13 protein-coding genes are annotated in these 13625 nt (G+C 63.4%); 2 read left to right on the forward strand and 11 right to left on the reverse strand.

Annotated features, from left to right (window positions below):
* Nucleotides 1-70 precede the first annotated feature (70 nt).
* The 3 genes from ACJO3T_RS00145 to ACJO3T_RS00155 are packed head-to-tail and all read right to left on the reverse strand — an operon-like array spanning nucleotide 71 to nucleotide 2806.
* The gene (locus ACJO3T_RS00145; protein ID WP_406960705.1) at nucleotides 71-1114 is read right to left on the reverse strand and encodes a branched-chain amino acid ABC transporter permease; all 1044 of its coding nucleotides are present in this window, start codon (nucleotides 1112-1114) and stop codon (nucleotides 71-73) included.
* Between the two features lies 1 nt (nucleotide 1115).
* Nucleotides 1116-1994, reverse strand: a complete 879-nt coding sequence (locus ACJO3T_RS00150) for a branched-chain amino acid ABC transporter permease (RefSeq protein WP_406960707.1) — start codon at nucleotides 1992-1994, stop codon at nucleotides 1116-1118.
* Nucleotides 1994-2806 carry an ABC transporter ATP-binding protein gene (locus tag ACJO3T_RS00155; RefSeq protein WP_406960709.1) on the reverse strand — a complete coding sequence of 271 codons (813 nt, stop codon included), beginning with the start codon at nucleotides 2804-2806 and terminating at the stop codon, nucleotides 1994-1996. The genes ACJO3T_RS00150 and ACJO3T_RS00155 overlap by 1 nt, the downstream gene beginning before the upstream one ends.
* A 288-nt stretch (nucleotides 2807-3094) precedes the next feature.
* On the opposite strand from ACJO3T_RS00155, the gene ACJO3T_RS00160 reads away from it, so the two are divergent.
* Nucleotides 3095-4135: a phosphotransferase family protein gene (locus ACJO3T_RS00160; protein ID WP_406977474.1), complete on the forward strand. Its 1041-nt coding sequence runs from the start codon at nucleotides 3095-3097 to the stop codon at nucleotides 4133-4135.
* 77 nt (nucleotides 4136-4212) lie between these two features.
* On the forward strand, nucleotides 4213-5385 hold the full coding sequence (locus ACJO3T_RS00165; protein WP_406977475.1) for an acetyl-CoA C-acyltransferase: 1173 nt from the start codon (nucleotides 4213-4215) through the stop codon (nucleotides 5383-5385).
* Nucleotides 5386-5766: 381 nt separating this feature from the next.
* On the opposite strand, the gene ACJO3T_RS00170 is transcribed toward ACJO3T_RS00165, so the two are convergent.
* The 8 genes from ACJO3T_RS00170 to ACJO3T_RS00205 form a co-directional block, all read right to left on the reverse strand.
* A complete protein-coding gene (locus tag ACJO3T_RS00170; protein ID WP_406977476.1) occupies nucleotides 5767-6588 on the reverse strand; it encodes a crotonase/enoyl-CoA hydratase family protein in 822 nt (273 codons plus the stop codon).
* 29 nt (nucleotides 6589-6617) lie between these two features.
* A complete protein-coding gene (locus tag ACJO3T_RS00175) occupies nucleotides 6618-7505 on the reverse strand; it encodes an SDR family oxidoreductase (RefSeq protein ID WP_406977477.1) in 888 nt (295 codons plus the stop codon).
* A complete protein-coding gene (locus tag ACJO3T_RS00180) occupies nucleotides 7502-8317 on the reverse strand; it encodes an enoyl-CoA hydratase/isomerase family protein (RefSeq protein ID WP_406960719.1) in 816 nt (271 codons plus the stop codon). The genes ACJO3T_RS00175 and ACJO3T_RS00180 overlap by 4 nt, the downstream gene beginning before the upstream one ends.
* 127 nt (nucleotides 8318-8444) lie before the next feature.
* The gene (locus ACJO3T_RS00185; protein ID WP_406977478.1) at nucleotides 8445-9518 is read right to left on the reverse strand and encodes an NAD(P)H-dependent flavin oxidoreductase; all 1074 of its coding nucleotides are present in this window, start codon (nucleotides 9516-9518) and stop codon (nucleotides 8445-8447) included.
* 130 nt (nucleotides 9519-9648) lie between these two features.
* Entirely contained in the window at nucleotides 9649-10797 is a 1149-nt protein-coding gene (locus ACJO3T_RS00190; protein ID WP_406977479.1) for an acyl-CoA dehydrogenase, read from the reverse strand.
* Between the two features lie 51 nt (nucleotides 10798-10848).
* Entirely contained in the window at nucleotides 10849-11898 is a 1050-nt protein-coding gene (locus tag ACJO3T_RS00195) for an enoyl-CoA hydratase/isomerase family protein (protein WP_406960725.1), read from the reverse strand.
* A complete protein-coding gene (gene mmsB / locus ACJO3T_RS00200) occupies nucleotides 11895-12788 on the reverse strand; it encodes a 3-hydroxyisobutyrate dehydrogenase (protein WP_406960727.1) in 894 nt (297 codons plus the stop codon). The genes ACJO3T_RS00195 and mmsB overlap by 4 nt, the downstream gene beginning before the upstream one ends.
* A 42-nt stretch (nucleotides 12789-12830) precedes the next feature.
* The gene (locus tag ACJO3T_RS00205) at nucleotides 12831-13604 is read right to left on the reverse strand and encodes an enoyl-CoA hydratase (protein ID WP_406977480.1); all 774 of its coding nucleotides are present in this window, start codon (nucleotides 13602-13604) and stop codon (nucleotides 12831-12833) included.
* Nucleotides 13605-13625: the final 21 nt, after the last annotated feature.

A 13625-nucleotide genomic window follows, 5' to 3' on the forward strand; every position in this document is an offset into this window, starting at 1 on the left:
TGCTTCTTGTTGTTGGTGCTGTCGGGTCGGTCTGTTGGTGTTGTCGGGTTAATGGCGTCCACCGCCTTGGTCAGCTGCGGAACGGCCACAGGTGGAAGAAGCGGCGTATGCGACGCCATATTTCCGCCAGCCCGTGGGGCTCGAAAATCAGGAAACCGACGATCAGGGCGCCGAAGATAATCTCCAGCATCGGCGACATGAACACCGGGGCATTGGGCCAGATTGGCGTCATTACCGCCGTCAGCAGCTTCAGCGCCTCCGGCACCAGGGTCATGAAGGCGGCCCCCAGGATGCCCCCCAACAGGTTGCCCATACCGCCGACGATCACCGCCGCCAGGTAGAAAATGGACATGGACAGCGGGAAGCTCTCCGGTGTCACCACCCGATAGAAATAGGCAAACAGGCCTCCGGCCACACCGGCGTAGAACGAGCTGAGGGCAAAGGACATCAGCTTGTACTTCAGTAGGGGGATGCCCAGGATCTCAGCGGAAATATCACGATCACGGATCGCAATGAAAGCCCGCCCCACCCGGGTTCGGAACAGGTTCTTTGCCGCCAGCAGGGCCAGTACCGCCAGCGGCACAATGATGAAGTACATGGCGAAGTCGCTGCGGAATTCGAGCCCGAACAGGTGGGCCGGGTCCAGGCTCAGACCCTCCATGCCGCCGGTCACCGGCTCCCACTCCGCAAAAATGAAATGCAGGAACACGCTGGCCGCCAAGGTGGCGATGGCCAGGTACAGCCCTTTCACCCGCAGGGACGGCAGACCCACGAGAATGCCCACCGCCGCGGCCACCAGCCCTGCCGCCAGCAGGGTCACCGGGAACGGCAGGCCCGTGTTGATGGACAGCCAGGCCACGGTGTAAGCGCCGACTCCCATGAAACCCGCCTGCCCCAGGGAAATCAGCCCGGTGTAGCCGGTAAGGATATTCAGGCCGGTGGTGCTGATGATGGCAATCCCCACCAGGCAGCCCAGGTACAACAGGTAGGAACTGGCCAGGAACGGGAACGCCAGCAATACCGCCAGCAGCAGCGCAAACCAGGTTTTCTGGGTGCTGCTGGTCCAGATGGCCTCGTCGGCCAGGTAGGTCTGTTTGGCGTCGCCGATGCGCATCTTACACTCGCTCTATTTCGTGGGTGCCGAACAGGCCGTAGGGTTTGAACACCAGAATCACCGCCAGTACCGCAAAGGTGGCGGGCATGCGGTATTCGCCCCCCAGGTAGGCGCCTGCGACGGTTTCCAGCCAGCCGATGAATACCCCGGCAATCAATGCTCCGAGGATGCTGTCCAGACCGCCGACAATCACTACCACCAGCACACTCAGGCCGATAATGCCGAATTGGGGACTGAGGCCACCGGTGGCCGCCACCAGGATGCCCGCCAGGGACGCCGCCAGGGACCCGAACACCCAGGCCAGGTTGAACACCCGGCGCACGTTGATGCCCATGGAGTAGGCCGCCGCTTGGTCCGATGCCGTGGCCCGCAGCGCTACCCCGCCCCGGGAGAAGCGGAAATACAGCAGGTAGAGCACCAGCACCGCCATGCCGATGAGGAAACCGTAGGCAATCTTGGGGGCGAGATACATGGGGCCGATAAACACCGGCTCCCGTGGCAGGAACGATGGCAGCAACTGGGGATCGGCGGTCCAGACCAGTTCCACCAGACCCACCAGGATGCTGGCGATACCGATAGTGACCATCACCACGGAAATGGGCGACTCCCCCAGCATGGGGCGGATCATGGTTTTCTCGATCACACCCCCCAGCAGGGCACCACCGATTACGGCCAGGGGCACCGCCAACCAGGGCGACAACTCCATGCCGCCGGCAAATGCCAGGAACAGGTAGGCGGCAAACATCATGATCTCGCCGATGGCGAAATTGATGACCCGGGTGGCCTTGTAGATGATCACAAAGCCCAGGGCGATCAGGGCATAGAGTCCGCCCATGGCCAGCCCCGCCAGGCTGATCTCACCAAAGAACAGCCAGTCCATCAGGCCGCCTCCCGGTCCGGGTTGAGTCGCTTGCGCAGGCTATCGATATCGCTGTTGCCCAGGTAGGCTTTGATCACTTCGGGATTCTGCTGGACCTCGGCGGGAGCGCCCTCGGCGATCACCTGACCGAAGTTGAGTACGGCGATGTGGTCGGAGATATCCATCACCATGCCCATGTCGTGCTCCACCATCAGCACGGTGATGTCCCATTCCTCCCGGATATCCAGGATAAACCGGGCCATGTCCTCTTTCTCTTCCCGGTTCATACCGGCCACCGGCTCATCCAGCATCAGCACCTTCGGGCGCATGGCCAGGGCCCGGGCCAGCTCCACCCGCTTCTGCAGGCCATAAGGCAGGCTGGCCACCGGTTGGCGGCGGATATGGTCAATCTCCAGGAAGTCGATAATGCGGCGCTCCACCTCCTCACGGATCTCCATTTCCTCCCGGCGGGCGCGACCATAGTAGGCCAGCGAGCCCAGCAGGCCGGTTTTCATATGCACATGGGCGCCGAGTTTGATGTTGTCGAGCACAGTCATGCCCCGGAACAGGGCGATGTTCTGGAAAGTACGGGCGAGACCCAGGGCCGCCCGCTTCGGGGGTTTAAGGCCCTTGAGGGGCTCACCCTGATAATGGATCTTTCCGTGCTGGGGTTTGTAGAAGCCTGAAATACAGTTAAACAGCGAGGTCTTGCCGGCACCGTTAGGACCAATCACGGTGGTGATCGTGTCCCGCGGCACCCGGAAACTGACATCCTGCAGCGCGTGCACGCCACCAAAGGAAAGCGACAACTGGCTGATTTCCAGTATATTCACAACGCCTCCATGTGCTGACCCGCACCGATACGCCAGCTATCCAGTCGGGCCGGGGGTTCCTGGAGCGGATCAATAGTTGTTGTTTTTATCTATTCGCTAGATTGCTGGGGCGGCAGCGGGAAAAAATCGTCCATTCCGACGATATTTCACGTCTTTTGGCGGCCAGCGGTTCCAGTGTCAGGCCCAGCAAAATCGTCCATAGCGACGATAGGGGGACAGGGCCGTGTGGCCTATGGTCTGGTGTAGTACAACTGTCCCGATTCATACGCTCCAGAAAGGCCCTGCACCATGAGCGGTACCAGCCAGACCGACTTCGATCCCGAGGCATTGCTCGGCTACCTGAAAACGCACCTGCCCGAACTCGCCAGTCCCGTTAACGCTGGCGACGCCTCCATCACGCCTATCTCCGGCGGCCAGTCCAATCCCACCTACTTTGTAAGCGTGGGCGACCGTCAACTGGTGCTGCGCAAGGCCCCCAACGGCGAACTCCTGCCCGGTGCCCACCGGGTGGACCGGGAGTACCGCATCATGGATGCTCTGTCGGATTCCGGGGTACCGGTGCCGGATATGGTGCGACAGGAAAACGACAAGAGTGTGTTGGGTGCCTCCTTCTACCTGATGGAACGACTGCACGGGCAGGTTTTCCATGAAAGCACCCTGCCAGACCACAAGCCCGAGGCAAGGTCCGCCATATACCGCCACAAGGCCCAGGTTCTGGCCAACCTTCACCGGGTGGATGTCGCTGACAAAGGGCTGGCGGATTACGGTCGCACGGGCCCCTTCTTCAGTCGCCAGATCCATCGCTGGACCAAGCAGTGGGAACTGTCGAAGACCCGGGAAATTCCCGAGATCGATCAACTTGCCCAGTGGCTGAAGGACAACGACGACGGCGACGAAACCTCCACCCTGGTACACGGCGACTACCGCATCGGCAACCTGATGATCCACCCCTCCGAGCCCCGTATTGTCGGTGTGCTGGACTGGGAACTGTCCACCCTGGGCCACCCCCTGGCGGACCTGGCCCATGCCACCGCCATGTGGCATATCACGCCAGAAGAGTATGGCGGACTGATGGGCGCGGATCTGAAGGCACTGGGCATTCCGGAACGTCAGGAATTTGAGGACATTTACCTTGAGGCCGCCGGGTTCAGCAACGGCCTGACCACCTTCCACCATGTCTTTGCCCTGTTCCGGTGGGCGGTGATATTCCAGGGCATCGCCAAGCGGGCCGAGGAAGGCAACGCCGCCTCTGACAACGCCGCCACCGTCGGGGCCCTGGCCATTGCCTTGGGACGACGCGGGGCGGACATGCTTTCCGGTGATCGCTAGCCGGCCCGGCTCATCGACTCCGCCCATCCAGGCGCAGTATCCTGATTGCAGACACTGAAAACCGAAGGTAACTCACCGTGACCAACGATCCGATTGTTATCACCAGCATCGCCCGCACCCCCATGGGGGGCTTCCAGGGCGACCTGAAAAACCTGTCCGGCACCGACCTGGGCGCCACGGCCCTCAAGGCGGCGTTGCAGCGCTCGGCCATGGACAGCAAGGACATCAGCGAGGTGATGATGGGCAACGTGCTGCCCGCCGGCCTGGGCCAGGCACCGGCACGGCAGGCGGCGCTGGGCGCCGGGCTGGACCTGTCCACCCCCTGCACCACCATCAGCAAGGTTTGTGGCTCCGGCATGAAGGCCGCCATGCTGGCCCATGACCTGATCACCGTAGGCAGCGCCGATATCATCGCCGCCGGCGGCATGGAGAGCATGACCAACGCTCCCTATCTGGTGCCGAAGATGCGAGGTGGCGCCCGCCTGGGCCATGCCGAGATGCTGGACCATATGTTCTTCGACGGGCTGGAGGATGCCTACGACAAGGGCCGGTTGATGGGCACCTTCGCCGAGTCCTGTGCGGATCATTACAGCTTCACCCGTGAACAGCAGGACGAATACGCCCTGGCGTCCCTGGACCGGGCGCTGAAGGCCATTGAACAGGGGCACTTCCGCAACGAGATCACGCCGGTCGACACCGGTCGGGGTCTGGTGGAGGTGGACGAACAACCCGGCAAGGCCCGCCCGGACAAGATCCCCTCCCTGAAACCGGCCTTCCGCAAGGACGGTACGGTGACGGCCGCCAATTCATCCTCGATTTCAGACGGCGGTGCGGCGCTGGTACTCATGCGCCGGTCCGAGGCGGAGAAGCGGGGCCTGACTCCCCTGGCCACTATCAAAGGCCACAGCAGCCACGCCCGGGCGCCGGAGTGGTTTACCACGGCACCGGTGGGCGCCATCCAGCACCTGATGGAAAAGACCGGCTGGAGCGTATCGGATGTGGACCTGTTCGAGATCAATGAGGCGTTTTCGGTAGTGCCCCTGGCGGCCATGAAGGAGCTGGATATCCCCCACGACAAGGTGAATGTGCATGGCGGCGCCTGTGCCCTGGGCCATCCGCTGGGGGCGTCCGGGGCGCGGATTATCGTGACCCTGTTGGGGGCGATGCAGACCTATGATCTGAAGCGTGGGGTGGCTTCATTGTGTATTGGTGGGGGTGAGGCTACGGCTATTGCCCTTGAGCGCGGATAGCAATAAAGCTCCGAAACCGCCCCCAAACTTCGAGGTCAGTGATGGGCGTGGGGGCTTTCAGAGCAGCGCCATGGATGGCGCGGTGCAAGGTCGGTACAGGATGTACCGTGAATTGCAGCGGCGAAAGCCCCCACGCCTATCGCTGACCTGCACCGATGTTTGATCTGCTTAAGGTTCAGGACCGGAAAATCCAAACTCGTTATGTATGCCGGGATCGGTGCGACAGCCCGGCAGGTGGGTAGGGTCTTTCTCCACCGCAATTCAGGGGCCATCCCTGGCAACCCACCTTGCTCCGCGCCTTCCCTGGCGCTGTTCCGAAAGACCCTACCCACCCACCGGGCTGCCCATAGTTTGGTGCCAGGTCAAACTCAGCAAAGGGATCTACACTTTGGGATCCGCAAACCTCGGCGCCCTTTTCTCCAGATTGGCATACACCGCCTCCACCTGATTCGGGCTACCAATAATGGCCTCCTGTTCCCGGGACTCTTCCAGCAGGATGCGGGCGGCGTGTTCCTTCGGGGTGATTGCGTCGCTGAGCATACGCTTCATGGCGCGGATGGCGTCCGGGCTCTTGCCGGCGATGGCCTGGGCCTGGGTGAGGGCTTCCTCCCGGGGGTTGCCGGCGATGCGGGTGGCCAGGCCTACGTCCAGGGCTTCCTGTCCGGAGAGGATACGACCGGTGTAGCACAGCTCCCGGGCGATGTCCGGACGCACCAGTTCGTTGACCAGCACCATGCCGCCCATGTCCGGCACCAGGCCCCATTTGATCTCCATCACCGCCCACTGGGAGTCCGGGGTGGCGTAACGGAAGTCCGCGCCCAGGGCGATCTGCAGGCCGCCGCCGAAACAGACGCCATGCACCGCCGCAATTACCGGCACCGGTACTTCCCGCCACACCATGGCCACGTACTGAGCCAGGTTGGAGTCGCCGTGAGTTCTTTTCTCCAGGCCCTCGGTGGTGGAGCTGGGCTGACCCTCAGCCATTTTGGAGAAGTTGCCCATATCCAGGCCCGCACAGAAGCAACGGCCTTCGCCGCTGACGACAACCGCCCTCACCGTGGGGTCGTTCTTCAGGGACTCCCCCGCGGCCGCCAGATCGGCAAACATCTCGGTGCTGATGGCGTTCATCTTGTCGGGGCGGTTAAGGCGAACCTCGACCACGCCTTCATGGTTAGTGCGGATAACCTGTACGGTGTCGGACATAGTGACTTCCTCGATAGCAGCAGGCCCGCTCAGGTGGAGCGTTTGGCCTTGTCCTGATTGTTGATAGCGGTAATGGCTTCCCGGGCACGGCGCCATTCATCGTCGCCCCAGGCGGCCAGGGCGGAGAAGTTGGCGCCGTCCGCCTGGTACTGGCCACCGTCGATGGCGATGGTCTGGCCGTTGACGTACTCGGCGCCCGGCCCCAGCAGGAACACGGCCAGGTTGGCCAGTTCCGGGTAACGGCCGGGGCGGCCCATGGGGCTGTCCCCCAGGTCCATTTCTCCCAATGGTCCCAGACGTTTGCTCATGCCTTCGGTGGGGAAAAGGCCCGGCGCGATGGCGTTGAGGCGGATGCCGCGGTTGCCCCACTCTACCGCAAGTGACTGGGTCATGGCATTAATGCCGGCCTTGGACATGGCTGAGGGCACCACGAACGGCGAGCCGTTCCAGACCCAGGTGGTGACAATGGACACCACCGAGGCCGGCTTGCCTTCCGCCAGCCAGCGCTTGCCGCAGCTCTGGGTGACCAGGAAGCTGCCCCGGAACACGATATTGGCGACGGCATCGAAGGCCCGGTGGGACAGGTCCTCGGTGCGACTGACGAAGTTGCCGGCCGCGTTGTTGATCAGGCCGGTGAGGGCGCCGCCGTCGTCCCAGATCTGCTGGACCATGGCGTCGATGGCTTCCGGGCTGCGGATATCGCAGGGGATGGGGGTGACCCTGCCGCCATGGCGTCCCGTCAACTCGCTGGCGGTCTCTTCCAGCACACTGCCCCGGCGGCCACAGATATACACATGGGCCCCCAGGATCAGACAGGCTTCGGCCATTTCCTTACCCAGCCCGGTGCCACCACCGGTCACCAGGATGCGTTCGCCGTCCAGGAGGCCTTTCCGGTACATCAGTTCTTCTGCGTTCATGATGGTTCTCCTTCGCGGGCATATCGGGGTTCGCGCTTTTCCAGGAAGGCACTCACTCCTTCCTGGAAATCATCATCCTGCACACACAGGATCTGGTTGCGGTCCTCCAGGGCCACCACCGCTTCCAGGCCCTGGGCGTCGATGGCCAGGCCCAGGGCTTCCTTGGTCAACCGCAACCCCAGGGGCGTGGCCCGCAGCATGTCCGCCACCAGGCCGTCGGCATGCTCATGGAGCTGCTCCAGCGGTGCCACCAGACTGGTGAGCCCCAGTTCCCGGGCCCTCTCGGCCTCGATAAAACGACCGGTGAGCAGGTATTCCGCCGCCACGGAGGCGCCGACCATGCGGGGCAGGAAGTAACTGACACCCACATCACAGCCACTGAGCCCCAGTTTGATAAAGGCGGCGTTCATGCGGGCATCGGGGGTGAGCAGGCGGATATCACTGGCCAGGGCAATGGCAAAACCGCCACCGCTGGCGGAACCCTGCACGATGCTGATGATCGGCTGGGGGCAGCGGCGCATGGCCACCATGATGTCCCGCACCGCCCGCTGCTCGTCCAGCGCGCCACCTACCCGGGGGTTGATCGGCGTCTGTGCCTGCTCCTTGAGGTCCAGCCCCGCGCAGAAGGCACGGCCCTCGCCGGCCAGCACCACCACGCGGATATCCCGACGATAGTAGAGTTCATTGAACCAGGTTCGCAGGGCCTGGATCAGGGGCCGGTCCAGGGCATTCAGGGCATCCGGTCGCGCCAGGGTGACACGGGCCACACCGCCGGACTCTTCAATGTTCAGGGAGGTGGGAAGATCTGACATGAGCGGTTTCCTCGCCAACGATGGTGCCCTTTTGAGGCACCATCGGGTTCTGTGGGATCCACTACATGATCATTTGATAAGCAAGCTCACACATCGTCGGAACGGACGAACCGACAGGAGGTCGCTTTCACCGGGAACCCAGCGGGGAACATTCCTGCACCAGTCTTTCGATCAGCTCCCCGGCCGGCATCTCCCGGGCCAGCGGCGCCCCCTGGCCCGCCCAGTGGGCCGCGAATGCCTGGCTCCCCTTCGCGGTTGCGGCGGCGGCCAGGGCCTTTCCCGCATCGTAGGCAATGGGATAGTCGGGTAGCGTCGAGGCACCGGCCAGATCAATGTCCGTATAAAAGCGGTTCACAATGCCACGGGCGGGGCGACCCGAGATGGCACTGGTGATCTGCGTATGATGGCCGCGGTCACTCTTGATGGCATCGCGATGGCCGGCACTGGCGCTGGATTCCGGGCACAGGATGAAAGCGGTGCCCAGTTGGGCGCCGGCTGCCCCCAGTTCCATCACGGCGCCGATGCCCTGGCCATCCATGATCCCGCCCGCCGCGACAACCGGCACGCGGCTATTGGCGCAGACCAGGCGGGTAAGGGGCAGGATACCCAGTTGCTGGTCGCCCTTCTCCGGCTCGAATACACCACGATGCCCCCCGGCCTCGGCGCCCTGGGCAACGATGGCATCCACGCCCGCGGCTTCCACCTTGACCGCCTCGTCGGGGGTTGTGGCGCAGCCAAAGGTCACGATGCCCGCCTCCTGAAGGGAGCGGATCCATTCCTCCGGCGGTAACCCGAAATGAAAACTGACCACCGCCGGCCGTTCCTCCAGGAGCATGTCCAGGGTTGAACGGTCTTCAGTGAAACTCCGGTAGGGCGCGTTCAGCGCCGACGGCGGGGTGGCATCGAACTCGTCGAAGAAGGGCCTGAGGTGGCTGACCCAGTTGGTCTCCCGCTCCGGGTCCGGCGTGGCGGCCTGGTGACAGAACACGTTGACGTTAAACGGTTTGTCCGTCAGTGCACGGGTGGCGGCAATCATCTCCCGCGCCTTTTCCACCGAACTGGCCCCGATCCCGATGGAGCCCAGGGCCCCGGCATTGGATACGGTGGCGGCCAGCTCGGGCGTGGAAACCCCCACCATCGGTGCCTGGACGATCGGGTACTGGATGTTGACGAGACGGGTCAGCGGATTCGAGAAGCTCATGGTGTTCCCCCTTGCGTAATGCGATCACATTATCATGCCATGATCGCCTGTGCCGCAGCGGGTGCCACGTAAGCCCGTTCCCCGGCGCATGCCTGCTGAACCGTTTGCAGGCCTGCCCGTCAACAACCGGTCAGAGCAGGTTCTTGAGTTCCCGGGCAATCAGAAGCCGCTGCACCTCGCTGGTGCCCTCGTAGATCTGGGTGATGCGGGCGTCCCGGTAAAGTCGCTCAACCCCGTAGTCTTCCAGGTAACCGTAGCCGCCGTGGATCTGGATGGCGTGGGAGCAGACTTCCTCCGCCAGCTCGCTGGCAAACAGCTTGGCCTGGGAAGCCTCCGACAGGCAGGGCTGGCCGGCGGTTTTCAGGCGGGCGGCGTGGACTACCAGCAGTCGTGCCGCATTCAGGCGGGTGTGCATATCCGCCAGCATGTTGGCGATACTCTGGTGCTCAGTGAGCGGCACCCCGAACTGCACCCGTTCACGGGCGTATTTCAGGGCTGCCTCGAAGGCCGCGCGGGCCACCCCCACCGCCTGGGCAGCGATGCCGATACGGCCACCTTCCAGGTTGGACAGGGCAATGTTCAGGCCCTTGCCCCGCTCTCCCAGCAGGTTTTCCTCGGGAATGCGGCAATCCTCCAGGGTGATGGCACAGGTGTCGGAGCCGCGGATGCCCAGCTTGTGCTCCATGCGGTCCACCCGGAAACCGGGGTTATCGGTGGGCACCAGGAAGGCGGACAGGCCGCGCTTGCCCTGGTCCGGGTCGGTCACTGCGAACACCACCGCCAGCCCGGCCCGCTTGCCGTTGGTGACAAACTGCTTGGCACCGTTGAGCACCCATTTGCCGTCCTTCAGTTCCGCCCGGGTCTTGAGGTTGTGGGCCTCGGAGCCAGCCTGGGGTTCAGTCAGACAGAAACAGCCGATGGTCTCGCCACTGGCCAGGGAGGGCAGCCAGCGTTTCTTCTGGTCCTCGGTGCCGTAGTTGAGCACCGGGGCGCAACCCACGGAGTTATGCACGCTCATCAGGGTACTGGTGGCGCAGCAGCCGGCGGCCACTTCCTCCACCGCCAGGGCGTAGGCGACGAAGTCCACGAAGCTGCCGCCCCACTCCTCCGGCACCACCATGCCCAGCAGGCCCAGCTCGCCCATCTGCCGGATCACGGCCTCGTCGATATAGCCGGACTTGTCCCACTCCGCTGCCCGGGGCGCCAGTTCGCTCTGGGCAAACTGCCGGGCCATGTCGCGGATCATCCGCTGGTCTTCGTTGAACTCAATATCCTGCATGGTGGCGTTCTCTTGTTGTTCTCTGCGTCTGACAGGGTGACAAACCGTTGGTTACCGGGCCTCGTCGAAAAAGACGGAAATGTCCTCAGGCTTCAGGTCATCAATGCTCGCGATACGCCATTTCGGAGACTTGTCCTTGTCCACGATGAGCGCTCGGATGCCCTCGACAATATCGCCCCGGTCGAACCATTGATAATCCAGCGCCAGCTCCAGTTGGAGGGCTTCTGCAAGGGACAGCTCCCGGCCCCGGCGTACCAGTTCCAGGGACAGGCCCATGCCCAGGGGGGACAGTGTATCCAGTGCCTTCAGGGTGTCCCGGGCCCAGTCCGCGTACGCCGGACGCTGCTCCTGGCGCAGGGAATCACGCACCGCCCGCAGATCAGGCTTCGCAAAGTGCTCATCGATGGCCGGCTGCATCTCGGCCAGGCGGGAGGTCCCTGGCTCGGCGGCGGCATGGGCCAGACCTGACGTCAGGGAAGCCACGGTGGTGGCGTCGGTGCCGTCCAGGGTGACGTCGATGGTGGCGAAGGTTTCCTCGGGTATATAGAGGTCCGCCAATCCGGCATGGATGGCATCCGCAGCATCCAGGTGGCTGCCGGTCACCGCCAGGTATTCCCCGAGGCGGCCTGGCAGGCGCCCCAGGAAATACGTCGCCCCCACATCGGGAAAGTAGCCGATGCCGGTCTCGGGCATGGCAAGCTTCGACCGATCACTGACAATGCGCAGACTGGCGCCCTGGGCGATGCCCATGCCGCCCCCCATGACAATGCCGTTCATCAGGGCCAGCACCGGCTTGGAATAGTCGTGGATGGCCTGGTCGAGGGCGTACTCCTCCTCGAAAAACACCCGGTGCAGGTTGTCACCGGACCGGTAACTGTCATACAGGGCGCGGATGTCGCCCCCGGCGCAGAAGGCCCGGTCACCGGCACCCAGGACGACAACCGCATCGATGCTGCTGTCTTCGGCCCAGTCGTCCAGTTGCCGGTGCATGTCCCGCACCATACCCAGGGTCAGGGAATTCAGCCCCTTGGGGCGGTTCAGAGTCAGATAGCCGTAGCGGCCACGGACTTCGACAATCAGTTCAGGCTGGCTGTCACTCATTCAGACTCCTTGCGATAACGTTTGATAATGGCGGAAAAATCCAGGTGGCCATGACCCTCGAAACTCATGGACTGGTAGAGCTGCTGGGCCAGGGCGCCCATCACCACCGGCTGGCCCGCCACCTTGGCGGCCTCGGTGGCCAGGCCCAGGTCCTTGACCATCAGGTCGGTACCGAAACCGCCGGTGTAACCCCGGTTGGAGGGGGCGGTCTCGATAACGCCTGGATAGGGGTTGTAGGTGTCGGTGCTCCAGCAGCGGCCACTGGAGGTGTTGATGACCCCGGCCAGCACTTCCGGGTCCATGCCCATGGACACCCCCAGGCTCATGGCCTCCGCGGCGCCGATCATGGAGATACCCAGCAGCATGTTGTTGGCCATCTTGGCCACCTGGCCATTGCCGGCGGCACCGCAATGTACGATATTCCGGCCCATGTTCTCCAGCACGGGGCGGGCAAAGGCGAACTCGCTGTCCTCGCCGCCCACCATAAAGGTCAGGGTGCCCGCCTGGGCACCGCCGGTACCGCCGGACACGGGGGCATCCAGCATCGGGTTGCCCTGCTTTGCTGCCTGGGCGGCCACATCCCGGGACGTCATGGGGTCGATGGTGGAACTGTCGATCAGGTGCACGCCCCTGGCCACATTCGCCAGGATGCCGTCCTCCGCGAGGTAGACGGCCTTCACATGCTTTGCGGCGGGCAGCATGGTGATCACCAGCTCGACATCACTACCGGCCACGGCGGCAATACTGTCGGCGGCGGTGGCGCCCTCGGCGCGGGCTTTCTCCACCGCCGCCGGTACCAGGTCAAATACGGTCAGTTCGTGGCCGGCCTTGAGCAGGTTGCTGGCCATGGGCGCGCCCATGTTGCCCAGGCCGATAAATCCGATTTTCATGATTGTGCCTCCAATGTTTTTGTTGTCCGGGGCGTTACAGGCCTACTGGTGTTTGAAGTTCGGCTTGCGCTTCTCGACAAAGGCCCGCATGCCTTCCTTCTGGTCATGGGTGGCGAAGATGGCGTGGAAGATCCGCCGCTCGAAGCGCACCCCTTCGCTCAGGCTGGTCTCGAACACCCGGTTCACCGCCTCCTTGGTCATCATGGTGCTTGGCAGGGACTTTTCCGCAATGCTATCCGCGGCCTTGAGGGTTTCCAGCAGTAGCTGGTCCGCCGGGAACACCCGGGCCACCAGGCCGGCGGTTTCCGCTTCCTTCGCATCCATCTGGCGGCCGGTGAGGCACATCTCCATGGCCTTGGCCTTGCCCAGAGCGCGAGTGAGGCGCTGGGTGCCGCCAATGCCCGGCAGCACACCCAGGCTGATCTCCGGCTGGCCGAAGCGGGCATTGTCGGCGGCGTAAATAAAGTCGCACATCAGTGCCAGCTCGCAGCCACCGCCCAGGGCATAGCCGGCCACCGCCGCGATCATCGGCTTGCGACGCTGGCCGATGCGGTCCGCCTGGGCGAAGAAATCGTCCAGGTAGATCTGGGGGTATTCCAGCACCGACATCTCCTTGATGTCGGCACCGGCGGCAAAGGCCTTCTCGGAGCCGGCGAGCACGATGCAGCCAATGTCAGGATTGCGCTCGTGCTCGTCGAGCGCCAGGTTCAGTTCCTCGATCAACTGGCTGTTCAGGGCATTCAGGGCCTTGGGCCGGTTCAGGGTGATAACACCAACCCGGCCTTTTACCTCCGTCAGGATCGTTTCGTAAGCCATGTCGTTGCTCCTTCCCTATGT

This window comes from Marinobacter shunpengi (genome assembly GCF_045449715.1).
Taxonomy (GTDB): domain Bacteria; phylum Pseudomonadota; class Gammaproteobacteria; order Pseudomonadales; family Oleiphilaceae; genus Marinobacter.

Coding starts and splice junctions, on each gene's coding strand:
- mmsB (WP_406960727.1), bottom strand. CDS start 12,788: ATGAAAATCGGATTTATCGGCCTGGGCAACATGGGCGCGCCCATGGCC.
- ACJO3T_RS00175 (WP_406977477.1), bottom strand. CDS start 7,505: ATGAACGCAGAAGAACTGATGTACCGGAAAGGCCTCCTGGACGGCGAA.
- ACJO3T_RS00160 (WP_406977474.1), top strand. CDS start 3,095: ATGAGCGGTACCAGCCAGACCGACTTCGATCCCGAGGCATTGCTCGGC.
- ACJO3T_RS00180 (WP_406960719.1), bottom strand. CDS start 8,317: ATGTCAGATCTTCCCACCTCCCTGAACATTGAAGAGTCCGGCGGTGTG.
- ACJO3T_RS00150 (WP_406960707.1), bottom strand. CDS start 1,994: ATGGACTGGCTGTTCTTTGGTGAGATCAGCCTGGCGGGGCTGGCCATG.
- ACJO3T_RS00190 (WP_406977479.1), bottom strand. CDS start 10,797: ATGCAGGATATTGAGTTCAACGAAGACCAGCGGATGATCCGCGACATG.
- ACJO3T_RS00205 (WP_406977480.1), bottom strand. CDS start 13,604: ATGGCTTACGAAACGATCCTGACGGAGGTAAAAGGCCGGGTTGGTGTT.
- ACJO3T_RS00195 (WP_406960725.1), bottom strand. CDS start 11,898: ATGAGTGACAGCCAGCCTGAACTGATTGTCGAAGTCCGTGGCCGCTAC.
- ACJO3T_RS00185 (WP_406977478.1), bottom strand. CDS start 9,518: ATGAGCTTCTCGAATCCGCTGACCCGTCTCGTCAACATCCAGTACCCG.
- ACJO3T_RS00170 (WP_406977476.1), bottom strand. CDS start 6,588: ATGTCCGACACCGTACAGGTTATCCGCACTAACCATGAAGGCGTGGTC.
- ACJO3T_RS00145 (WP_406960705.1), bottom strand. CDS start 1,114: ATGCGCATCGGCGACGCCAAACAGACCTACCTGGCCGACGAGGCCATC.